We start from the raw sequence: 22,755 nt of genomic DNA, 5'->3' as shown, positions 1-22,755 counted from the left end.
GTTCGCGACCCGGTTCCGGGGTCGGGTGTCGCTTCCAGCTTCCGACCCACACGGTAGCGCTCACCCGTCAAAATTCGTGCCTGTGCTCGCCTCGCCACAGATCGGCCCGGCTCCGCTCAGGCGGTTTCGTCGTGCCTGTGCTCGCCTCCGCCACACCCCGGCTCCGGCTGCGCTCAGGCGGTTTGGTCGTGCCTGTGCTCGCCTCCGCCACACCCCGGCTCCGGCTGCGCTCAGGCGGTTCTACGAGTCTTCACGTACGCCAGCCCTCCCAGGATCAACCCGACCAGGCCGAATACGGCCCCGATGATCCCGGTCACAAGTGCCGCGGTCGACGAGGTACCACCGGCCGGGTCGGCCTGAGCGGTCACCGGCGGCTGGGCGGTCACTCCGGCGGCGGAGTCGCTGGAGGCCGTCGTCAGGGTCAGGACCGGGGCCGGGTTCTCCGGCTCCGCCTGGCCAGGCGTCGGGACCTCGATCCACCGGACGATATTGCCGTCCGAGTAGGTCTGGAGCACCTTGAAGGCGATCGAACCGGTCTTCGGTAGCGGGCCGAGCGAGACCGGGAACTCCTGGAACTGGCCGGGCTTGATCGCGGTGTCGGCCGAGGTCGCGGTCCAGGTGATCTCGGTCACCGCCTCGGTCACCTCGCCGTCGTCGGTGGTGATCGGCTTGGGCAGCTTCTTCTTGATCAAGGTGCCGGTCCAGCCCGGGACCGGCTCGATCGACACCGAGGCGATGGGCTGGTCGGTGGGCAGGTTGACGTCGAGCTTCGTGGTCGAGGCGGTGTCGCTCTCGGTGGGTACCCGGAAGGCGATCCGGGTGTACCCGCCCTGGCTGGCCTGTTTCGGGTCGATGGTGACGTGGGCCTGGGCGGCCCCGGCGCTGACCAGTACGCCGATCAATGAGGCGGCGCCGATCAGCAGCCCACCGCGCAGTGTCCGGTTCATCGTTGTCCTTTCGTGATCATTCCCCCGGGGTCCGTCCCGAGGGCTGGTACCGGGTGGCCACCAGGGATCGGTGGGCCGGGCGGCGGCACCCGTTCGCGCGCCAGCTACGCGGCGGAGTCGGCCACACCGTGCGTCCCGTCGGAGACGCAGCCCGTCAGAGATAGTCGCCCGAGGCGTCGGGAAAGTTCCCGGTGTCGGTCATCGCGCGGAATCGACCGGCGTGGACGTCGCGCCGCCCGCCGGTCGGTCGCCTGCCGGTCGATCGCCCGCCGGTCGGCGCCTGCCGGTCGGCGCCTGCCGGTCGGTCGGTCGCCGGGTCGGTCGTCCGCGGGGTGGGTCGCTGGCCGGTCGGGCCGGCGACCGGTAGGCAGAATGGCTGCCGTGGCGCGGAGCGGGACGGGAAAGGGCCGGGAGGCGGCGGCTTCCGGTGGCGGGGTCGTGATCCCGGTACGGGTGCGCCCGGGTGCCGCGAACATCCGGGTCGGCGGGGGTCACCCGGGCCGGTACGGGCGGGCGCTGGTGGTCGCGGTCAATGCCCCGGCCGTGGACGGTCGGGCGACCGAGGTGGCGCTGCGCGCGGTCGCGGAGGCACTGGGCCTGCGGCCGGCCGACGTGACGCTGCGGGCCGGCCGCACCAGCCGGGACAAGCTGTTCGAGGTCGCCGACGCGCCCGCCGACCTCACCGACCGGATCAGCGCGCTGCTCGACGCGTGACGCTCCCGCCGGCCCGGGAGCCTCGCGCCGGCCTGCGTCGCGCCGGCTCGGGTCGCGCCGGCTCGGGTCGCGCCGGCTCGGGTCGCGCCGGCTCGGGTCGCGCCGGCTCGGGTCGCGCCGGCTTCCGTCACGCCGGCTCGGGTCGCGCCGGCTTGAGGCGGGGCGTGACGGGTCAGCCCGGGAGGCTCAGCGGGGCACCAGGCGCACGACCGCGACCCCGCGGGCCAGCGCCCGCCGCAGGTCCGCGCGGTCCGGTGTGCCGTCGGGTCCGATGCCGATCCGGGCGAACCGGCCGTGCACCGGGTTGCCGAGCAGGATGTGCCGGTACAGGTCGGCGGCCCGCTCCTCGTCCGTGATCACCTCGGCGTCGGCCAGCCTGTTGCGCCCGCGCAGCCGCACGCTCACCGGTTCGCCCGGCCGCACGTTGCGCCGCCACGCGCCGCCGGCCCCGATGAGCAGAGTGCCGTCGTGCTCGACGTAACCCACCGGTAGCCGGTAGATCCGACCGGTCCGGCGCCCGGTGACGGTGACGATGAGCAGGCGTCGGCTCAGCACTCGGTGCAGCGGCGAGCGGAGCAGGACGCGGACGACGCTGTTGCCGAACCGTTGAAGGCGGGACTGAGGGGTCCGGGATCGTGCCTCGGACGCGCTCGGGGCGGATGCGGTAGTCATGCGGATCTCCAGATTGTGGTTAGTGAGTACTCACCCACCAGTGTGACGACCACCGCTGTGCCCGTCAACGCGAGCCGGACTCGGGCTTTTCACTCTGGCGGCTGACCACTGGCACTCTCCCGGCTGACGGCGGGACGGACCGACCCCCGGCGGACGCGCCGCCCGCCAGGCTGGAGGCCGGACAACTGGGGAGTTGATGGATGCCTAGCGTCAGGGCAAAACTGCACGGCGGCCCGCTGAACGGCCGCGTCGTCTCGATCGATGTGGAGGACCCGCAGGACCCACCGATCCTGTACGAACTCGGCTACACGGTGGAGAGCCTGCGCGAGCAGGTGGAGTTCCGGGTGTACCGCCGGGCAGCCCGCAACCCGTACGCCGGACGGGTGTGGGACTACGAGGCGACGGGGGAGGTCAGGCGGTTCGGCCCGCGGGAGCGGGCGAGAGACGCCACGCACTGAGCAGCCGGGGCGCTGTGCTGACCTGAGCCCCCCCGGCCGGCTCGCATGATCGCTGGTCGGCCCCGAGGACCGGGCGTCCACCGGCAGCACCTACGCTGCGGTTCCGATGAGCGCGAACACCCCGACGCACCCGAGCCTCGACCAGCCGGTCACCCCGTTCGCGGCGCTGGACTCCGACAAGGTCGAGGCGAACATCGCCCGCCTGCGCGGGCACCTGGCCGGGCTGAACGCCACGCTGCGCCCGCACGTCAAGACGGCCAAGTCCGTCGAGGTGGCCCGGCTGTTGTTCGACGGCCACGCCGGTCCGATCACCGTGTCGACGCTCGCCGAGGCCGAGGCGTTCGCCGGTGCCGGCTTCACCGACATCGTGTACGCCGTCGGCATCACGCCGGACAAGCTCGACCGGGTCGTGGCGCTGCACCGGCGCGGGGTGGACGTCGCCGTCCTGCTCGACAGCCTGGCGCAGGCCGAGTTCGTCGCGGAGGCGGCGCGTACCAGCGGGATCCGTCTTCCGGCACTGATCGAGGTCGACTGCGACGGCCACCGGGGCGGTGTCCCGCCCGGCGACCCGGTCGCGGTACGGATCGCCCGCGCCCTCGCCGGCGGCGGCGCGGAGGCCCGAGGAGTCCTCACCCACGCCGGCGAGTCCTACTTCGCCGACGGTCCCGGCGCGCTGGCCGCCGCCGCCGAGAACGAGCGCCGGTGCGCGCTGCGGGTGGCCCGAACACTGCGGGCCGACGGTCACGACGCGCCCGTGGTCAGCGTCGGATCGACGCCGACCGCGCACTTCGCGGCCGACCTGACCGGCGTGACCGAGGTACGCGCCGGCAACTTCGTGTTCTTCGATCTGGTGATGGCCGGCATCGGGGTGTGCCGGATCGGGGATCTCGCGCTGAGCGTGGTGACCACGGTGATCGGGCACCGGCCGGACAAGGGGTGGATCCTGACCGACGGGGGCTGGATGGCCATGTCCCGCGACCGGGGCACCGCCCGCCAGCGCGTCGACCAGGGGTACGGGCTGGTCGCGGACCTCGCCGGTGTCCCGTTCGACGACCTGCTGATGACCGACGCCAGCCAGGAGCACGGCATCCTCGCCATCCGACCGGGAAGCCGGGCCGCGCTGCCCGACCTTCCCATCGGTACCCGGGTGCGGATCCTGCCCAACCACGCCTGCGCGACCGCCGCACAGCACGAGCGGTACCACGTCGTCGGGTCCGGCTCGCCGGTGGTGCGGGCGGTCTGGCAGCGGGTACGGGGCTGGTGACCGGCCGCCTGGGTTAGGCCGTGTCTCGAAGTACCTGGCCGGCCTGCGGCGGGTCCAGACGACGACCGGCGGCGTTGGCGTCTCGCCCGGATACAACACCGGTATCCGGACGAAACGCCGCCTTGCCGGACCGCCACCTGGACCTCGCCTCGGCTCGACCGAGCACTTCGAGACACGGCCCAGGTCAGGGCGCGGAGTCCACCTTCGCGGGCAGGCTGTCCATGAACGAGCTGACCGAGAACACCGCGTTGCCGGCGCCGGGAGGACCGTACCCGGGCGGGCTGGACAGGCCGTGCGCCTCCATCGTCGCCCGGTACACCTCCAGCAGCCGGATGTGGTACTCCAGCGGCGCGCCCTGCGGGTTGGTGCTCCCGAGCGGGGTGGTCGGCTCCGGGCACCAGGTGGTGAACCGCGGGGTGATGCCCCGGGACATGAAGTACTCCAGGCCCTCGGCGGTGGACGCGATCGCCTCGTCGACCGTCGTGAACCCGAACGGCTTGGCCATCTCGACGCCCGCCACGAAGTTCGGGATCACGTTGCGCGGACCGAAGACCTCGGCGGAGTCCAGGATCCGCCGGTGCCACTCGGAGCGCCCCACGTACCGCTCCTTGCCCGGGCAGAACAGCTCGAACAGGCGCTTGTCCCAGACCTCGAAGTTCGGGTGGTAGATCTTGATCCCGTAGTCGTGGAACCGCTGCACGTCGGCCTTGGGCAGCGCCTGGGCGACGACCTTCCCGATCCACCGGTTCGGGAAGCGCTGCTCGATGGCCTCCGCGTACCGGCCGTAGAAGTCGGCCTCAGCCAGCCCGTCGACCTTCGAGGTCACGCTGCCGCCGGTCAGCGTGTACGCCTTGGAGATCCCGGACGTGTCGTACCGGTCGATGATCTCCATCGCCTCCAGCACCTCGTCGACCGGCTTGACCCCGGTGTACGGCCGGCCGGCCGCCTTGTGCTGGCGCCAGTTGTGGTTGATGTCGCAGTACTGGCACTCCTCTTTGGCGCCGAAGTACTGGCAGACCCGGAACACGGTCAGGTAGATCAGGTAGCCCCACTGGATCGTCGGCGCGATCTCCATGACCGACTTCCCGCCGGAGAGCTTGTGCCGGTAGTACTCCGGCATCGGCGGCAACCCGACGTCGGCGATCGGCCGGCCGTCCAGGAACAGCCGCAGCGCGCCGTCGGAGTCCGCCTTCACGTGGTACGGCGAGTCCGGGTTGACCCGCACCGAGACCACGGTGCGGCGCAGCTCGTACGGGCCGCCGGTGAGCACGATCTCCTCCGGCGGCCGGCGCAGGGCGGCGGTGCCCAACTCCGGCAGCGTCCGGTGGTCGAACGAGAAGATGAAGTACGACTTGGGCTTGACCTCGCCGTCCTCGTTGTCCGACAGCGCCGAGTCGTCGAACGCCAGCCCTCCGCGCAGCAGGTCCTCCTTGATGACCGCCTCCCGCGGGACGTGCGGGAAGCGCTGCATGAGGTCCTCGACAAGGGTGGTGCGGTTCTGCATGCCTGATCCTCGATCCCGAACTGGCCGGACGACACTCGAACGAGCGAACGACAATCGTCAAGCGTGCGCTCTGTCCCGCAGCGGGTGCCCGGCGGGGTACCCCGCAGCGGTCTGCGTCACGTTCGTCCCGGGATGTCGCCTACCGGCAGCCGGGCGGCCGACGGCCGGGCGGGCGGAGCCGCAGCCGCCCGTCGAGCGCCGCCCGTCGAGCGCCGCGCACTCGGAGGTTGGGCGCTTGTGGGCGTCGTCACCTCGAAATCACGACGGGTCATGGACCTGCCCTGGTACTGTACGAAACGGTTTCGTTTCGCGGGGGCGAGGGGGTTGATTATGGGAACGCAGGGGACGGCGGGTACTCAGGCGGCCGCCGCGGCCATCTCGCCCGACGCCGCCGGGGACGCCCAGCGGTCCCGGCCGTCGCGGCTGGGTGGCGAGCGCGAGCGGGCCATCCTGCAAGCGACCTACGACCTGCTCGCCGAGGTCGGCTACGAGTGTGTCCGGATGGACGAGGTGGCGGCTCGGGCCCGGGCCAGCAAGGCCACGCTGTACCGGCACTGGCCGCGCAAGGCGCAGCTGGTGGTCGACGCGATCCGGATGTGCAAGGGCAGCGGCGCGGCTGCCCCGGACACCGGCAGCCTGCGCGGAGACCTGATCGCCTGGTTCTCCGAGATGGCTGACGCGGTCACCGGCGAGGAGGGGCCGCTGCTCGCCGGCGTCGTCATGGCGATGCACAACGACCCGGAATTGGCCGCCGAGATGCGGGCGTTGCATTCCTCCAAGAGTCCCATCGCCCAGGTCATGTGCGACCGCGCGGAGGCGCGCGGGGAGCTGAGGCCCGGATACAACGTCGATCTCATCGAGGAGATCGTCCCCGGTCTGATGTTCATGCACAGCTTCGTCCTGGGTGAACCGGTGGACGCGCGGTTCGTCGGTCACCTGGTGGACGACATCATCCTGCCCCTGCTGAGCCGATGACCCGATAAGCCGATGAGTCACGGGCCGCGACGGCCCGCCTGACCCATACCGACGACCGACCGACCCGAACCCGGCACGACCGGACAGATAACGCGCACGACGCCCCATGCCACGGACGGGACCGTGGGGGACGCGGCCGTGCCTGGAGAGGAACATATCATGTCAATGTCCACCGAAACGGTGGCGCCGGCACAGACCAGGGCGCCCGCCCTTGACCCGGGGCGCTGGTTGGCGCTGGGAGTCATAGCGCTGGCCCAGTTGCTGATCGTGCTGGACGCCTCGATCGTCAATATCGCGCTACCCACCGCCCAACACGACCTGCACATCAGCGACGCCAACCGGCAGTGGGTGGTGACCGCCTACACCCTGGCGTTCGGCGGCCTGCTGCTGCTCGGCGGACGGATCGCCGACTTCACCGGCCGCAAGAGGGCCTTCATCATCGGCCTGATCGGCTTCGCCGCCGCCTCCGCGATCGGCGGTGGCGCGGTCAACGAGGGCATGCTGTTCATCGCCCGGGGGGCACAGGGTGCGTTCGCCGCGCTCATGGCGCCGGCCGCGCTGTCCCTGCTGACGGTCACCTTCACCGACGCGCGCGAGCGCGCCCGGGCATTCGGCGTGTACGGCGCGATCGCCGGTGGCGGTCTCGCGGTGGGCCTGCTGGCGGGCGGTGTGCTCACCGAGTACCTGTCGTGGCGGTGGTGCCTGCTGGTCAGTGCGCCGGTCGCGATCGTGGCGGCGATCCTGGCACTGCGGTTCGTGCACGAGAGCCGGGCGGAGGGCAACACCCGGTACGACATTCCGGGCGCGCTCACCTCGACGGTCGGATTCGTCGCGCTGGTGTACGGCTTCACGAAGGCGTCGTCCGACGGCTGGACCTCGGCGACCACGCTCAGCCTGCTGATCGGTGCCGCGGTCCTGCTCGCCGCGTTCGTCGTGATCGAGCTGCGGTCGAAGCACCCGCTGCTGCCGATGCGGGTCATCCTGGACAACAACCGGGGCGGCTCCTACCTCGCCGCGCTGCTGGTCGGCGTCGGCATGTTCGGGGTGTTCCTGTTCCTGACGTACTACATGCAGATCACCCTGGGGTACTCGGCGTTGATGACCGGTGTGGCGTTCCTGCCGTTCACCGTGGGCATCATCCTCGGCGCCGGGCTGTCCACGCAGCTGCTGACCCGGGTCGGCCCGCGGGTCTCGATGGTGATCGGCCTGACGCTGGCCGCCGTGGGGATGGCGCTGCTGACCCGGATCGGGGTGGACACCGGATACTGGTCGCACGTCCTGCCGGCGGTACTCGTGATCAGCTTCGGCATGGGCATCACGTTCGGCCCGCTGTCAAACACCGCGCTGGTCGGCGTCGCCAATCACGACGCGGGGGTGGCCAGCGCACTGGTCAACACCGCCCAGCAGATCGGTGGCTCGCTCGGCACCGCGCTGCTGAACACCATCGCCGCCTCGGCGCTGACCTCGTACCTGGCCGACCACGCGAAGTCCGGATCCCCGGCGCAGGTGCTGGCGGTCGGTACGGTGCACAGCTACACGGTGGCGTTCTGGGTCAGCGCGGGCCTGATCGCGCTGGCCGCGGTCATCACCGCGGTGCTGGTACGGGCACGTCGTGACCAGCTGTCCGCGACCGAGGGAGCACCCGCGGCCTTCTGATCAGCCCACGTCGCGCGCGTCCAACGCCGCGCTGACCACGGTGCGTACGTCGCGCAGGTGGTCACGCATGAGGCGCTGGGCGCGCGCCGGCTTACCCGCGACGATCGCGGCCAGGATCGACTGATGCACGTGCAGATCCTGGTCGCGGTCGTTGTACAGGGCCAGGATGTGCCGCTGCTCCTGGTCGTAGACGTCCAGCAGCGAGTCGAGTACCTGAGTCAGGGCCTGGTTGCCGCCGAGCCGGCCGATCTCACGATGGAAGTCCATGTTCGCCGCGTGCAGTTCGGCGTCGTCCGCGTCGGGTGCTCCGGCCGCGTCGCCTGTGCCCTTCGGCCTGGCACCGCTGTTCGGGCGGATGCGGTCACCGGCGATGTCACCCGTGCCGTCGCCCGTGCCGTCGCTCAACGCCCGCGCGGCCCGGTCGAGGCTCGTCGAGAGTCGGGTGAGCCGGGCACTGTCCTGCACCGCCCGCCGTGCGGCGCCCTCGGCCAGGTGCGGCTCGATCAGCTCGCGCGCGGCGATCAGGTCGAGGATCGCGGAGCGGTCCAGGCGTAGCCGGTTCGGATTGGCCACGATGAGCCGGCCGTGCTCGCCACGTACGTACACACCGGAGCCGTGACGCAGCTCGAGCGCGCCGGTCGCCTCCAGGCGCCGCAGCGCCTCGCGCAGCGTGGGGGTGGCGACGGCGAACCGCTGCGCGAGCACCCGCGTCGCGGGCAGCCGGTCGCCGGGGCGCAGGTCCTCGTTCCTGATGTGTTCCAGGATCCGCACGGTCAGTTCGTCGGCGAGCCGCCGGCGTTCGACCGGCTCGACCGGAGGACCGGCGAGTTCAAAAGAAGGCACGGCAGCGCACCTTTCCGTGGCGGCGCCATCGACGACGCGTCATTGTCGCGCATCGCGCGCGCTCTCACCAACTGCGCAGGTGTGCGTGACGCTGGGTCTAGGCAGGACGCTGGGTCTAGACATCAAGTGAATAAGTCATCTAATCTCTTGCTCACTTGTTCACGGGAGAGCACAGGGCGGGTGAGGTCGTGGCTGATCCAGCGGTTGCCGGCGACGCCGGTACCGAGGTAGCCAGGCCGAGCCTGTCCGACGCGTTGCAGGTCGGCATCGTCGAACTGATCCGTGGCGAGGGCCTGGAACCGGGCGACCGGTTGCCGGCGGCACGAGTACTGGCGGACCGGTTCGCCGTCGCCACGCCGACCATGCGCGAGGCGCTGCGCCGGCTCCAGGCCACCGGTGCGATCGACATCCGCCATGGCTCGGGGATGTATGTCAACGCCGGGATCGACCGGCTGGTGATGGCCAACCCCAACCCGCCCCGGCTCGGTGGCGAGCAGCTCGTCCAGCTGCTCGAGGCGCGGCTGCTCATCGAGCCGCACCTGGCCGGGTTGGCCGCCGAGCACAGGGGAGCGGCGGCACGAGCCGAACTGCGTGACACGCTCGCCACGGCCGAACGCTGCCTGGCGGGCAACGATCAGCGGCTGCACGAGGCGAACATGGCCTTCCATCGTGCCGTGGCCACCGCGAGCGGGCATCGCATCCTGCGCGAGGTACTGGATTCGCTGCTTTCGGTGCATGCCGGTGAGCAGCGCGAGATTCTGCAACTCTTCGACGACCGGAGCCGCGACCACGTGGAGCACCGGGCCGTCCTCGCCGCTATCGAGTCCGGCCAACGCGAACGGGCCGGCGAACTGATGCGGCGACACCTTGAGGACGTCACCGCCGTGGTACGCGGTCGCCTGGCGCCCTCCTGAACCGTCCCTCGAAATGAACCGTCCCTCAAGATGAAAGGTGACGTCTGTGCGGCGGACACGGATTCTCGTGACCCTGGTCGCGACCGCGGCGCTGGCTCTGACCGCGTGTGGTGGCAACTCGGGCTCTGCCAACAAGAGCGAGCTCAAGCTCTATAACGACAAGGGCGCATGGAAGCCGTTCTTCCAGCAGCTCGGCACCATGTCCAAGAGTCAGATCGGATTGTCTGTCAACCCGGTCGGGTACACCGATGAGAACACCTACCAGGCATTCATCAAGGCATCCCTGCGCACCCCCAACAAGCCCGACCTGTTCACCTGGGCGACCGGGGGCCAGTTGCAGGATCTCATCTCCACGAAGCAGGTGGCGGACACCTCGTCGATCTGGTCGGACGGGATCGACAAGGGTTACCTGCCCAAGAACCTGGAGCCGTACTTCACCTTCGACAGCAAGCAGTACTGCGTGCCGTTGAACGTGGCCTACTGGGTGATGTTCTACAACAAGAAGGACTTCGCCGCGGCCGGCATCACCACGCCGCCCACGGACTGGAACGGCCTGATGGCCGACGCGGCGGCGTTGAAGGCCAAGGGCTTCGCGCCGTTCTACCAGACCTCGATCCTGTTCAGCTTCGTCTGGTTCCAGCAGTTGCTCATCGGTACCGACCCGGACCTCTACAACCGGCTGGCGACCGGTAAGGCGAAGTACACCGACCCGGGTGTCGTCGCCGTGATGCAGCGCTGGAAGTCAATGATCGACCAGGGCCTCTTCGCCGACCCGGGCAGCAAGGAGCAGCCGGCCGACCAGATGAAGTCGGGCAAGACGGCCATGACGTTGCTGGGCACCTGGTTCAACACGAGCTTGGTCCAGGCGGGCATGAAGAGCGACTCCGACTACGGCATGTTCGTGGTACCGAACGTGACCACCGGGGCATCGAAGACCCAGGTGGCGTTCGAGAGCGGGCCGCTGTGCTCGCTGGCCAAGGCACCCGACCCGGCCGCCAACACCAAGTTCATGAAGTGGTGGATCCAGCCGGACGCGCAGTCCACGTGGGCCAACAGCCGCAAGGACGTGTCGGCCAATCCGAAGGTGACGATCGATGACCCGGCGCTCAACACCGTGGCGCAGGCCGCGACCGGCGACCAGGTCACGCTGGACAACCGGTACTTCGACGCGACACCGGCGCCGATCCTGACCGCCGCGCTCGACGCCTTCAGTGGATTCCTCGCCGACCCGTCGAGCTACCAGAAGCAGCTGCAGACCATCCAGCAGGCTGCCGACGAATACTGGAAGAGCAACTGATGTCCGCGCCCGGCGCACCGGCCGTCGCGGCCGCCGGAGCACGGCAGGCCCCGGGAGCGACCGCTCCCGGGGCCCGCCCCGGCCGGCGGCGCGGTAGGGGAAACTGGACCGCGATCGGCTTCCTCTCGCCGGCCGCTCTGGTCGTCGCCCTCCTGCTGTACCTGCCGTTCCTCTACACGGTGGTGTTGAGCTTCACCAAGTACGACGGGCTCAGCTCCCCGCAGTGGGTGGCGCTGGACAACTTCCGCAAGTTCTTCAGCGACCCGGCCCTCGGCAGTTCGGTGCGCAACACTCTGATGTGGGTGGTCGGCACGACGGTGCTTCCGGTCGGCCTGGGCCTGCTGATCGCGTTGCTGTCCTTCGGTATCAGGGGCGGCAGCGGATTCCGGTTGCCGTTCATGCTGCCGTACGCGCTGTCCGGAGCCGGGCTCGGCGTCATCTGGGGCTTCATCCTGCAGGACGGCGGCGCCGCCAACGACGTCCTCGGCGCGCTGCACCTGCCCGGTGCTCACACGGACTTCCTGCAGCACTGGCCGTACAACACGATCTCCATGATCGTTGCCTGGACCTGGCAGCAGACCGGGGTCAACGCGTTGCTGTTCATGGTCGGGCTGCAGTCGATTCCGAAGGAGCCGCTGGAGGCGGCGCGGCTGGACGGCGCCGGCGGGTTCCGGCTCTTCCGCAGCATCACCTGGCCGCTGCTCGCGCCGCTGACCACGGTCGTGGTCGGGTTGGCGCTGGTGGCCAGCCTCAAGACCTTCGACATCGTCTGGGTGACCACGCAGGGCGGTCCGGGCCGGTCGTCCGAGACGCTCGCCGTGACCATGTACCGGGACGCGTTCGTCAGCGGGGACTACGGGTACGGCTCGGCGGTCGCGCTGGTGCTCACCCTGACCACGGCCGCGGTGACGCTGGCGTACCTGCGCCGGCAGGTCAAGACGCGAGAGGGGCTGGGCTGATGCGCGAGCGGAACGCGGCTTGGTTCGTCCGCCGCGCGGTGCTGCTGGTTCTCGGCCTGGTCTGGCTGATCCCGGTCTACCTGCTGCTGGTCAACGCGGCCCGGCCGAGCACCTCGTACGACCAGTCGAAGATCTGGACACCGGACACCCACCTCGGTCTGTTCGACAACATCCGCCAGGGCTGGGACTCGGCCGGGCTCGGATCGAGCCTCGCCTCCACCTTCCTCTACAGCATCGCCTCGCCGGGGCTGGCGGTCGTGCTCGGCGCGATGGCCGGGTTCGCCATCGCGGTACTGCGGGTGCGCGCCGGGTTCTGGTGGTTCATGCTGCTGTTCGGCGGCACCGTGGTGCCGACCCAGATGCTGCTGATCCCGCTGTTCCTCGGGTACAGCTCGACCGACCTGTACGACCGGCGCGGCGGCCTGGTCCTCATCTACCTGGCGGTGAGTATCCCGCTCGCGGCGTTCGTGATGCGCAACTTCTTCACCGGCGTCGCGTACACCATCTTCGAGGCCGCCCGGATGGACGGCGCGTCGATCTGGCGCGTCTTCTGGCGGGTGTACCTGCCGCTCGCGCTGTCGGCTCTGTGGGCGGTGTTCATCCTGGAGTTCGCGTTCATCTGGAACGATCTGCTGTTCGGGCTCACCCTGTCGCAGACCGACACCGTGCGGCCGGTGATGACCGCGCTGTCGTCCCTGTCCAGCGCGTACGGGGGCAGCACGATCCCGGTGGTACTCGCCTCCGGACTCGTGATGTCCCTGCCGACCGTCCTGCTGTTCCTCGGTACCCAGCGCCTGTTCGCGCGCGGACTCGCGCTGGGCCAGTTCTGAAAGCTGGGCCAGTCCCTGAAACTCGGCAGTTCCCAACCTGCCACCCGTACCAACCCGAAAGGACCTGCATGACCAGCCGCCTGCTGCGGGCGAGTCTCGGCTCACCGGGCTACGACGACATGCGCGCCACGCTGCGCGCCGCGGGAGCCACCACCGTCATCGACAGTCCACAGGCGACGGTGACCGCCGCCGCGCTACCCCTGTTCCGCGACGGCTCAGGCGGTCTGGAGCAGGCGGTGCGGGTGACCTCGACCGTGCCGGTGACCGTCGCCCTGCGCGTCGGCGAGTCCACTGTGGACCGAGCGACGGTGACCGACCGGGCTGACCTCTGGATGCCGGAGGTCGATTCTCCGATCGACGTCACCGTCGAGGTGGAGGGGCACGGTCAGGGCACGGTACGGGTCGCGCCGCAGCGCAAGTGGACCGTGCACGTGGTGCACCACTCGCACCTGGACATCGGGTACACCGACCGGCAGGGTGTGGTGCTGCGCAACCACCTCGACTACCTGGACTCCGCCGTCGAGCTGGCCGCCGAGACAGATGACTGGCCCGACGACTCACGGTTCCGATGGACCGTGGAGTCGGCGCTGCCGGTGCGCCACTTCCTCGATGCCCGCCCGGCCGACGCCGTCGGCGAGTTCACGCGGCTGGTCAAGGCGGGCCGGATCGAGGTCACCGCGATGCCGTTCCAGCTGCACACCGAGGCGTGCTCGGTCGACGAGCTGCACCGCATGCTGCGCTTCACCGACGACCTGCGCGAACGGTACGACATTCCGGTCACCTCGGCGATGCACACCGACGTACCGGGGGCCGTCGTCGGGTTCGTCGACGCGCTGGCCGCCAGCGGCGTGCGGTACCTGTCGGCCGCGCACAACTGGGCGGGTCGCTCGGTGCCGTTCCTGACCGGCGGCCAGGAACTGGGCCGGCCGTTCTGGTGGCGCTCGCCGGCCGGGAACCGGGTGCTGGTCTGGTTCACCGACACACCGCACGGCATGGCGTACATGGAGGGCAACGTCGTCGGGCTCGGGGAGAGCTTTGACGCGGCGCAGGGACTGCTGCCCGGGTACCTGCTGCGGGTGGCGGAGCACGCGGTGCCGTACGGGCGGGAGGCGTTCGGCTGGTCCGGGCTGCCGGACGACCGGCTGACCAAGACGCCGTACCCGTGGGACGTGCTGCACCTGCGGGTCCAGGGCGGCAACGCGGACAACGCCGGCCCGTCGCTCATGCCGCCGTCGGTGGTACGGGCGTGGAACGAGCGGTACGCGTACCCCCGGCTGCGGATGTCCACCAACACCGAGTTCTTCGTCGAGGCCGAGCAGCGGTTCGGCGACCGGCTCGCCGAGCACTGCGGCGACTGGACCGACTGGTGGGCCGACGGTCTCGGCTCGGGCGCCCGGCCGCTGGGCTACGCCCGGCGCGCCCAGAACGCGCTGCGGCACGCGGAGACCCTGCACACGCTCGCCGGCGCACCGTCCGGTGTGGACGGCACGTACGACAAGCTCGGCCTGTTCGACGAGCACACCTGGGGAGCGGCCAACCCGTGGCACGACCACGAGGACGGCTTCGACTCCGGCGGGATGCAGTGGGCGCGCAAGTGCGAGCTGGCGTACTCCGCCGCGGACGACGCCGAGGACCTGCGGCGGGCCGGGGCGCACCGGCTCGGCGCGGAGCACGGGCGGCCGGACGGGGCGCTGGCCGCGTACCTGGTCGCCAACCTCGGGCCGGCCGACCGCACCGACGTCGTCGAGGCGTTCCTGCCGGCCAGCACCGTGCCCCTGGACACGCACGTGTCCATCGTGGACGCGCGGACCGGGGACGCGGTGCCCCACCACGAACACCTCGAACGCCCCGAGGAGTGGCCCACCCGGCCGGCCGGGCGTCGGCTGTGGTTCGTCGCGGCGGACGTCCCGGCGGTGGGGCAGGCCAGGTTCGACATCGTCGCGGCGGACGTTCCGTCCCCGGAGCCGGTCGAGCTGGCGGCGTGGCAGGTGGAGAACGAGTTCTACCGGGTCGTCGTCGATCCGACCGACGGCGCCATCTCCTCGCTGTTCGACAAGCGGGCCGGCCGCGAGCTGGTCAACGCGGGCGGGTACGCCCGGATGAACCAGTACGTGTACGAGCGCTACTCGACCGCGCCGCACATCAACCACCTGTCCGGGCACATCTCGGCCGGTACCGACCCGGAGCACGCCGACCTGTCGTTGCTCGCCTCGCGGGCGGTGGGCCGGCGGCCCACCCTGCTGCGCGCGCACCGCACGCCGGTGGGGGAGACGCTGGAGATCGAGCTGTCCGGCGACGGGGTGGACTGGCTGCGCACCACCATCAGCCTGTACCGCGGCGTGCCCCGGGTGGACGTGACCAACCGGCTGTACAAGCAGGGCGCACCGGCGAAGGAGAGCATCTTCTTCGCGTTCCCGCTCGCGACCGGTGCGCCGGCTGCCTGGGAACTGACCGGTGGCGTTGGCGGGCCGGACGCCGCCGTGGTCCCGGGGGCTGCCCGGCACCTGACGCCGGTACGGCACTGGGTCGGCTTCGACGACGGTGAACTGGCCGTCGCCTGGGCCACCCTGGAGGCACCACTGGTCATGTTCGGCGACCTGTACCTGCCGTACGCGCCGTTCCCGCCGACGCTGCGCCCCCAGCCGGCGGAGCCGGGCACCGTGTACTCGTGGGCGATGAACAACATCTGGGACACCAACTTCCCGGCGCAGCAGCAGGGCGAGACCACCTTCCGGTACGCCATCGCCTCGGAACCGGCCGGCGACCCGGCGATCCTCGGCCCGGCCACCGCGGCGTCGTTCACCGATCCGTTGCTGGCCGTCCCGGTGTCCGGGCAGGGCGATCCGCCGGCGGCGACCGAGCGGTTCGCGACCGTCGACCACCCGCTGGTGCGGGTCGTCGCACTCGGCGCGTCCCGGCGCGGTCACGACCTCGTCGCGTACCTCGCCTCGGTGGCCGGGTCGGCCGTCGACACCCGGCTGTCGGTACCCGGCATGCGCGCGGCCCAGGTCGGCACCAGCCTGGAACGCGACCAGCGACCGCTGGAGGTTCGCGACGGCGAGACGGTGGTCTCCGTGCCGGCGAACGGGTTCATCGCGGTGTCGATCGACCGGGTGACCCGATGAGGATCGTCGACATCCGCGCCACCACGGTCACCGTGCCGCTGGAGGCGCCGCTGCGCCACTCGAACGGCGCGCACTGGGGCCGGTTCGTCCGCACCATCGTCGAGGTCGAGGCGGACAACGGCCTCGTCGGGCTCGGCGAGCTGGGCGGCGGCGGGGAGAGCGCCGAGGCTGCCGTGGTGGGTCTGCGCGAGTACCTGCTGGGGCACGACCCGTTCGCCCTGGAGGCGCTGCGGTTCGCCATCGCCAACCCGACCGCGAGCCTCTACAACAACCGGACCCAATTGCTGGCCGCGGTGGAGTTCGCCTGCCTCGACCTGATCGGCCAGCACCTGAACGTGCCGGTGTACGACCTGCTCGGCGGGAAGCTGCGCGACCGGGTGCCGTTCGCGTCGTACCTGTTCTTCCGGCTGCCCGGCGCGGACGGCACCGGGGAGGTGCGCACCCCGGAGCAGCTGGCCGAGCACGCCCGGGACCTGAAGCGCCAGCACGGCTTCACCGTGCACAAGCTCAAGGGTGGGGTGTTCCCGCCGGAGTACGAGTTGGAGTGCTATCGCGCGCTGGCCGGCGCGCTGCCCGGCGACCGGCTGCGCTACGACCCGAACGCGGCGCTGTCGGTGGCACAGGCGTGGCGGTTCGGCAAGGCGGTCGCCGACCTTCCCAACGAGTACCTGGAGGACCCGACCTGGGGGCTCAACGGGATGCGGCAGCTGCGCGACCTGGGCATCCCGCTGGCCACCAACACCGTCGTGGTGAACTTCGAGCAACTGGCGACGAACGTGCGCGACCCGTCGGTCGACGTGGTGCTGCTGGACACGACGTTCTGGGGCGGCATCCGGCCGTGCGTGAAGGCGGCCGCGGTGTGCGACACGTTCCAGCTCGGCGTGGCGGTGCACTCCTCCGGTGAGCTGGGCATCCAGCTGGCCACCATGCTGCACCTGGGCGCGGTGCTGCCGAACCTCACGTACGCCGCCGACGCGCACTACCACCACCTGCGCGACGACATCATCGCCGGCGGCAAGATGCCCTATGTGGACGGTGCGATCACGGTGCCGTCCGGGCCGGGGCTGGGCGTGCGGCTGGACCCGCAGCGGGTGGCGCAGTACGCCGAGCTGTACCGGGAGCTGCGTGGCTACCCGTACGACCGGGACCCGGCCCGGCCGGGCTGGTACCCGCTGGTCCCCAACGACCGGTGGGCCGATCCGGCGGATCCGGCGGTGATGGCGTGATGGTCGCGCGGCGCAACTGGGGTGCCCGGTTGCGCGAGACCACCTGGGACGGCGCCCCGGCCGTGGTCCTGGAGAACGAGCGGCTGCGGGTGACCGTGTGCCTGGCCGGGGCACATGTGGTGGAGTTCAACGACAAGCGGCGGGACCTGGACCTGGTCTGGCTCAACCCGAACGCCCGCGCGCCGATCGGCGCGCCGGCCGGCTTCTTCGACACGTACCCGGGCGGGTGGCAGGAGGTGCTGCCCAACGGCGGCGCTCCGGCCCGGTACCGGGGCGCGCCGCTGGACCAGCACGCCGAACTGGTCGGGCTGCGCTGGGACTGTGCCGTCGTCGCCGACGGGGAGTCCGAGGTGGCCGTCCGGCTGTCGGCGCGGTGCGTGCGCACCCCGCTGCTGGTGCGCAAGGTACTGCGGCTGCGCCGGGGCCAGGCCCGGCTGGTCGTCGAGGAGGAGTTGGTCAACGAGGCACCGGTGGCGGTGCACGCGATGTGGGGCCAGCACCTGGCGTACGGCGCGCCGTTCCTGCGCCCCGGGTATCGGATCCGGCTGCCGGAGGGTGTGTGCGTGCTCCCGCATCCGGAACCGATCAACCCGCCGGACCGCGCCGTCGCGGCGGGCGGACCGTACCCGTGGCCGGTGGTACCCACGCCGGACGGCGGCCGGGTCGACCTGTCGGTCGTACCCGACCGGGGCGCGCCGAGCGACATCGTGTACCTCACCGAGTTCTCCGCCGGCTGGTACGAGCTGGCCGACCCGGACTCGGCGGCCGGCGTACGGGTCGAGTGGGACGCCTCCGTGCTGCCGTACCTGTGGCTGTGGCACGAGTTGGGGGCGAGCCGGGACCACCCGTGGTGGGGCCGGGCCTACGTGGTCGGGGTGGAGCCGTTCTCCAGCTACCCGACCGACGGCCTGCCCGGCGCGGTGGACAACGGTTCGGCGCTGACGCTGGAGGGTGGCCAGACCCGGACCCTGGCGTGGTCGATCGGAGTGATCGGGGATGGCTGAGTTCACCGGCAAAGTCGCGCTGGTCACCGGCGGGTCGATGGGCATCGGCGAGGCCGTGGTGACCCGGCTCGCCACGGCAGGTGCGGCGGTGGCGTTCTGCGGCCACGAGCGGTCCACCGTGGACGAGGTGGAGCGGCGGATGCGCGAGGCGGGCCACCGGGTGTGGGGCAGCGTCGCCGACGTCACCGATCCCGGGGCCGTGTCGGGCTTCGTGTCCGGCGCCGCCGAGCGTTTCGGCGGACTCGACGTCGTGGTCACCAGCGCCGGCATTCAGCGGTACGGCACCGTGGAGGAGACCAGCGACCAGCTCTGGGACGAGGTGCTCGGGGTCAACCTGCGCGGCGTGTTCCTCACCTGCCGGGCGGCCATCCCGTACCTGCGTTCCCGGGGCGGCGGCGCGATCGTCGCGGTGTCCTCGGTGCAGGCGTACGTCTCGCAGGAGCGGGTCGCCGCGTACGCGGTCAGCAAGGCCGGCATCAACGCGCTGGTGCGGTCCATGGCGCTGGACCACGCGGCCGACCGGATCCGGGTCAACGCGGTGTGCCCCGGCTCGGTGGACACGCCGATGCTGCGCTGGGCCGCCGACCTGTACCGCGGCGAGTCCACTGTGGACGAAACGGTCCGCGAGTGGGGACGCAGCCACCCGCTCGGCAGGGTCGGCCGGCCCGCCGAGGTGGCGGAGGTCGTGGCGTTCCTCGCCAGCGACCGCGCGTCGTTCGTGACCGGCGCCGAGTACCGGGTGGACGGCGGCCTGCTGGCCGTGAACCCGGCCGCTCTCCCGGACCGCGACGACGCCTGAGCCCAACCCGACCGCGGCCGGCATCCGAGTGCCGCGGCATCCCTGTAGTGAAAGGTGGTACGTACATGTCCCCGATCACCCGTCGTCAGTTGATGCGCGGCGCCGCCGGCGTGGCCGGTGCCGGCGCGCTCGGCCTGCTCGGCGCCCGACCCGCTGCTGCTGCCGGGGCTGCGGCGCCGGCCGGACCAGCGAGCGCCCCGGCGCTACGCGTGCTGTCCGCCACGCCGGACACCCCGCTGACCGGCGCGCTCAACGCGTACAGCGACAGCGGCACCGGCTGGACCGGCGCGGACAGCACCTACACCGCGAAGCTGCCCGGCGGGCGCGAGATGTTCATCTTCTCCGACACGTTCCTCGGGCCGGTGAATCCGGACGGTAGCCGCCCACTGACCACGCCGTTCATCAACAACTCGGCCGTGGTTCGGACCGGCGACCGGTTCGCCACCGTGCACGGCGGTACGGCCGACGCGCCAGCCGCCCTGTACGCGCCCACCAACCCGGACCACTGGTACTGGATGGGCGCCAGCCTGGTCGACGGCGGCATGCTGCACCAGATCCTCATCGAGTTCGGGCGCACCGGCACCGGCCCGTTCGACTTCGCCTGGATGGGGACCGCGATGGCCAGCACGCCGACCGATCGGCTCGACCGGCCGGGACCGATCCGCCCGCTGCCGTCGAGCGCCGGGATCACCTGGTCGGCGTGGCTGCAACCGGTCGGCCGCTACCTGTACATCTACGGCGTCGAGGACCTCAGCGCCACGAAGTACCTGCACGTCGCCCGGGTGCCGGGCCGGGACCCGGGGGCGGCGGCCTGGCAGTACTGGACCGGCGCCGGATGGTCCACCGTGGAGGGTGACTCGGTGCGGGTCATGGACGGGGTGGCCAACGAGCACAGCGTCGTCCCGTGGCGCGGCCGTTACCTGCTGGTCACCCAGGACACCACGGAGTTGCTGAGCGCGAAGATCGTCGGGTACCTCGGGGACTCGCCGACCGGCCCGTTCACCGGCAAGACACTGCTGTACACGACGCCGGAGACGGGCGCGTCCGGCAGTTACGGCAACGCCAACGTCTACACGTACAACCCGCACGTCCACCCCGAGTACAGCGACGCTGAGCGGCTTGTGATCTCCTATAACGTCAACAGTTTCGACAACACCGACCTGTACAGTGACGTGTCCATCTACCGGCCCCGTTTCGTGGACGCACGCGTAACGCTCGCCACCGCGGGATCCCGGTGACCGCGCGGAGGCAACCATGCTCTTTCAGGACAATCAGCGCGTCGTGTTCATCGGCGACAGCATCACCGACTGCGGGCGCAGGGACCTGTACGCGCCGTTCGGCAACGGATACCTGAGTCTGGTCCGGGCGTTCGTCACGGCCCGCCAGCCCGACACCCGGCTCACCTGGCTCAACCACGGCATCAGCGGCGACACCGTGCGGGACCTGTCCGCCCGGTGGGAGCAGGACGTCGTCGAGGCGCGGCCGGACTGGCTGTCCGTGATGATCGGCATCAACGACATCTGGCGCGCCTTCGAGGACCAGCCGGACCAGGCGGTGCCGATCGACGAGTACGAGAGCACCCTGCGCGCACTGCTGACCCGGGCGGTGGAGGCCACCGGCTGCCGGCTGATCCTCGCCGACCCGTACCTCATCGAGCCGGACCGGAACGAGCCGCAGCGCGCGGAGACCGACCGGTACGGCAAGGTGGTGGCGTCGCTCGCGACCGAGTTCGACGCCGTTCACGTGGCCTGCCAGGAGGCGTTCGACCGGGTGCTGGTGTCGTCGGACGCGAGCGACTGGGCCGAAGACCGCATCCACCCGAACCTGCCCGGCCACGCCGTGCTCGCCGACGCGTTCCTGAACGCGATCGAGACCGTTCCGTCCGCCGGAGAGTGACCTCACGGTGCCGCCCGGGTCCGAACCGGGCCCGGTCGGCACCGGCCGCTGTCGGCCGGCCCCGCCAGATCGGCCCCGCCAAGTCCGGCGCCGTCGACGGGTGCCGTCAGCCGGTCGAGCCGGCGGCCGCCAGCGACCGGGTCCGCTGCCCGGTGTCGTCCTCGCCGGCCCTGGCGCCCCAGAACCGGGCCAGCGCCGCGCAGACCATCAGCTGGATCTGGTGGAACAGCATCAGCGGCAGCACGACCAGCCCGACGGTGTGCCCGCTGAACAGCACCGCCGCCATCGGCAGGCCGCTGGCCAGACTCTTCTTCGAACCGCAGAAGACCGCCGCGGTGCGGTCCGCGCGGGAGAACCGCAGCATCCGGCTGGCCAGTACCAGGATTCCCAGGACGCAGCCCAGCAGGACGAGGTCGACCGCGGCCACCGCGACCAGCCGGCCCGGCGCGACCTCGTGCCAGATGCCGGCGACCACGCCGGCGCTGAACGCGGTGTAGACCACGAGCAGGATCGAGCCCCGGTCGACGAGTGCGACCGGCCGCTTGTGCCGGCCCAGCCAGCCGGCGATCCACGGCCGGGCGAGCTGGCCCAAGGCGAACGGGGCCAGCAGTTGCAGGGCGATGGTCACGGCCGATCCACCGGACAGCCGCACCTGGCCGTCGCCGTGCAAGAGCGCGGCCACCAGCAGCGGGGTGATCACCACGCCGGCGAGGTTCGAAAACGACGCGCCGCAGACCGCGGCCGCGACGTTGCCCTTGGCGATCGAGGTGAACGCGATCGACGACTGTACGGTCGAGGGCACCGCGCACAGGAACAGCACGCCCTGGTACAGCGCGGGAGTCAGCAGCCAGGGTTCGAGGAGCCGGGCGGCGAGCCCGAGCAGCGGGAAGAGCGCGAACGTGGCGAGCAGGATCGTGGTGTGCAGCCGCCAGTGCCGCGCCCCGGCCCAGGCCGCCTGCGGGGACAGCCGGGCGCCGTAGAGGAAGAACAGCAGCCCGACCGCGACCGTGGTGAGAACGTCGAAGACCTGTACGCCCCCGCCTCGTGCCGGCAGCAGGGTGGCCAGGAGAACAGTCGCGAGCAGCGTCAGGATGAACCCGTCGATGGGTAACCGGTTGCGCCACGCCACGTGGTCATTCTGACAGGTCAGGCCGGTGGGCGTGGTGACGAGCGTCACCTACCGTCATCGCGGCACCACGCGCGGGCGGCGTCGGTACTGAGCAGCATGGCCCACAGCGCCGGCAGGGCCAACCCGGCGAGCACCCGCGGATCGTGCCGCAGCCCGGCGAAGTAGACCGCGGTGGCGATGGCGACCAGGCTCAGCACCATCACGGTGTGCCGGGCCCATTGCCGCCCGCGTTGAAGCTTGCGCGCGACCAGCAACCAGCACAGCCCGAGCACGGCCAGCGCGACGGCGATCACCGGACCGCCCATGTCCAGGTTGCGGCGCAACGAGTCGGGCACCCGGTCCAGGGCCGCGTAGTGCGGCCGGCCGCGGGCGATCGTCTCGACCGTGGCGGCCGCCGCGAGGGTGAGCAGGGCACCCAGGTACTGGAACAGGGCGGCCGTCTGGATCGACGGGGGCGCCCGGTGACGGCGGTACCGGGCCGGCGCGGTGGTGCGGGCATACGATCCGGGACGGCTCATAGCTTCCAAGCATGCCCCGTGCGGG

General features: G+C 71.1%; 21 protein-coding genes. 15 read left to right on the top strand and 6 right to left on the bottom strand.

What is annotated here, in order from left to right:
* Positions 1–230: 230 nt before the first annotated feature.
* A complete protein-coding gene (locus Raf01_RS11950) occupies positions 231–947 on the bottom strand; it encodes a YcnI family copper-binding membrane protein (protein ID WP_203917865.1) in 717 nt (238 codons plus the stop codon).
* Positions 948–1,328: 381 nt separating this feature from the next.
* Here Raf01_RS11950 and Raf01_RS11945 point away from each other — a divergent pair, with 381 nt between their 5' ends.
* Entirely contained in the window at positions 1,329–1,661 is a 333-nt protein-coding gene (locus tag Raf01_RS11945; protein ID WP_239133536.1) for a DUF167 domain-containing protein, read from the top strand.
* A gap of 186 nt (positions 1,662–1,847) precedes the next feature.
* On the opposite strand, the gene Raf01_RS11940 is transcribed toward Raf01_RS11945, so the two are convergent.
* Positions 1,848–2,333, bottom strand: coding sequence for a nitroreductase/quinone reductase family protein (locus tag Raf01_RS11940; protein ID WP_203917863.1), 486 nt, complete (start codon positions 2,331–2,333; stop codon positions 1,848–1,850).
* Between the two features lie 200 nt (positions 2,334–2,533).
* Between Raf01_RS11940 and Raf01_RS11935 the strand changes: the two genes are divergently transcribed.
* Positions 2,534–2,791: a DUF8847 domain-containing protein gene (locus Raf01_RS11935; protein WP_203917862.1), complete on the top strand. Its 258-nt coding sequence runs from the start codon at positions 2,534–2,536 to the stop codon at positions 2,789–2,791.
* Between the two features lie 106 nt (positions 2,792–2,897).
* Positions 2,898–4,055, top strand: a complete 1,158-nt coding sequence (locus tag Raf01_RS11930) for an alanine racemase (RefSeq protein WP_203917861.1) — start codon at positions 2,898–2,900, stop codon at positions 4,053–4,055.
* A 184-nt stretch (positions 4,056–4,239) separates the two neighbouring features.
* On the opposite strand, the gene Raf01_RS11925 is transcribed toward Raf01_RS11930, so the two are convergent.
* On the bottom strand, positions 4,240–5,559 hold the full coding sequence (locus tag Raf01_RS11925) for a radical SAM protein (protein WP_203917860.1): 1,320 nt from the start codon (positions 5,557–5,559) through the stop codon (positions 4,240–4,242).
* A 330-nt stretch (positions 5,560–5,889) separates the two neighbouring features.
* Between Raf01_RS11925 and Raf01_RS11920 the strand changes: the two genes are divergently transcribed.
* Together Raf01_RS11920 and Raf01_RS11915 are read left to right on the top strand one after the other, a co-directional pair.
* Positions 5,890–6,534, top strand: coding sequence for a TetR/AcrR family transcriptional regulator (locus Raf01_RS11920; RefSeq protein WP_203917859.1), 645 nt, complete (start codon positions 5,890–5,892; stop codon positions 6,532–6,534).
* 165 nt (positions 6,535–6,699) lie between these two features.
* The gene (locus tag Raf01_RS11915; RefSeq protein WP_308442647.1) at positions 6,700–8,190 is read left to right on the top strand and encodes an MFS transporter; all 1,491 of its coding nucleotides are present in this window, start codon (positions 6,700–6,702) and stop codon (positions 8,188–8,190) included.
* Here the strand turns inward: Raf01_RS11915 and Raf01_RS11910 are convergent, their stop codons facing one another.
* Positions 8,191–9,033 carry a FadR/GntR family transcriptional regulator gene (locus tag Raf01_RS11910; RefSeq protein ID WP_203917857.1) on the bottom strand — a complete coding sequence of 281 codons (843 nt, stop codon included), beginning with the start codon at positions 9,031–9,033 and terminating at the stop codon, positions 8,191–8,193. It abuts the gene before it with no gap.
* A 188-nt stretch (positions 9,034–9,221) separates the two neighbouring features.
* On the opposite strand from Raf01_RS11910, the gene Raf01_RS11905 reads away from it, so the two are divergent.
* The 10 genes from Raf01_RS11905 (at position 9,222) to Raf01_RS11860 (ending at position 21,083) form a co-directional block, all read left to right on the top strand.
* Positions 9,222–9,947, top strand: coding sequence for a FadR/GntR family transcriptional regulator (locus Raf01_RS11905; protein ID WP_203917856.1), 726 nt, complete (start codon positions 9,222–9,224; stop codon positions 9,945–9,947).
* Positions 9,948–9,993: 46 nt separating this feature from the next.
* Positions 9,994–11,244: an ABC transporter substrate-binding protein gene (locus tag Raf01_RS11900; protein ID WP_203917855.1), complete on the top strand. Its 1,251-nt coding sequence runs from the start codon at positions 9,994–9,996 to the stop codon at positions 11,242–11,244.
* A complete protein-coding gene (locus Raf01_RS11895; protein WP_203917854.1) occupies positions 11,244–12,203 on the top strand; it encodes a carbohydrate ABC transporter permease in 960 nt (319 codons plus the stop codon). The genes Raf01_RS11900 and Raf01_RS11895 overlap by 1 nt, the downstream gene beginning before the upstream one ends.
* Entirely contained in the window at positions 12,203–13,033 is an 831-nt protein-coding gene (locus tag Raf01_RS11890; RefSeq protein WP_203917853.1) for a carbohydrate ABC transporter permease, read from the top strand. Before Raf01_RS11895 ends, Raf01_RS11890 begins: the two co-directional genes overlap by 1 nt.
* A gap of 68 nt (positions 13,034–13,101) precedes the next feature.
* On the top strand, positions 13,102–16,158 hold the full coding sequence (locus Raf01_RS11885) for a glycoside hydrolase family 38 N-terminal domain-containing protein (protein ID WP_203917852.1): 3,057 nt from the start codon (positions 13,102–13,104) through the stop codon (positions 16,156–16,158).
* Positions 16,155–17,384, top strand: coding sequence for an enolase C-terminal domain-like protein (locus Raf01_RS11880; RefSeq protein ID WP_203917851.1), 1,230 nt, complete (start codon positions 16,155–16,157; stop codon positions 17,382–17,384). Before Raf01_RS11885 ends, Raf01_RS11880 begins: the two co-directional genes overlap by 4 nt.
* Positions 17,384–18,388, top strand: a complete 1,005-nt coding sequence (locus tag Raf01_RS11875) for an aldose epimerase family protein (protein ID WP_239133546.1) — start codon at positions 17,384–17,386, stop codon at positions 18,386–18,388. The genes Raf01_RS11880 and Raf01_RS11875 overlap by 1 nt, the downstream gene beginning before the upstream one ends.
* Complete coding sequence (locus Raf01_RS11870; protein WP_203917849.1) at positions 18,381–19,187, top strand: SDR family NAD(P)-dependent oxidoreductase; 807 nt, start codon at positions 18,381–18,383, stop codon at positions 19,185–19,187. Before Raf01_RS11875 ends, Raf01_RS11870 begins: the two co-directional genes overlap by 8 nt.
* Before the next feature lie 65 nt (positions 19,188–19,252).
* On the top strand, positions 19,253–20,425 hold the full coding sequence (locus tag Raf01_RS11865) for a DUF5005 domain-containing protein (protein ID WP_203917848.1): 1,173 nt from the start codon (positions 19,253–19,255) through the stop codon (positions 20,423–20,425).
* Between the two features lie 16 nt (positions 20,426–20,441).
* Positions 20,442–21,083: an SGNH/GDSL hydrolase family protein gene (locus tag Raf01_RS11860; RefSeq protein ID WP_203917847.1), complete on the top strand. Its 642-nt coding sequence runs from the start codon at positions 20,442–20,444 to the stop codon at positions 21,081–21,083.
* Between the two features lie 106 nt (positions 21,084–21,189).
* Here Raf01_RS11860 and Raf01_RS11855 read toward each other — a convergent pair whose 3' ends face one another.
* Both Raf01_RS11855 and Raf01_RS11850 read right to left on the bottom strand, forming a co-directional pair.
* The gene (locus tag Raf01_RS11855; RefSeq protein WP_239133535.1) at positions 21,190–22,260 is read right to left on the bottom strand and encodes a bile acid:sodium symporter family protein; all 1,071 of its coding nucleotides are present in this window, start codon (positions 22,258–22,260) and stop codon (positions 21,190–21,192) included.
* On the bottom strand, positions 22,257–22,730 hold the full coding sequence (locus Raf01_RS11850) for a hypothetical protein (protein ID WP_203917846.1): 474 nt from the start codon (positions 22,728–22,730) through the stop codon (positions 22,257–22,259). The genes Raf01_RS11855 and Raf01_RS11850 overlap by 4 nt, the downstream gene beginning before the upstream one ends.
* Positions 22,731–22,755: the final 25 nt, after the last annotated feature.

This window comes from Rugosimonospora africana, assembly GCF_016862975.1.
Lineage (GTDB): Bacteria > Actinomycetota > Actinomycetes > Mycobacteriales > Micromonosporaceae > Rugosimonospora > Rugosimonospora africana.
This window is presented reverse-complemented; position numbering and strand designations above follow the sequence as displayed.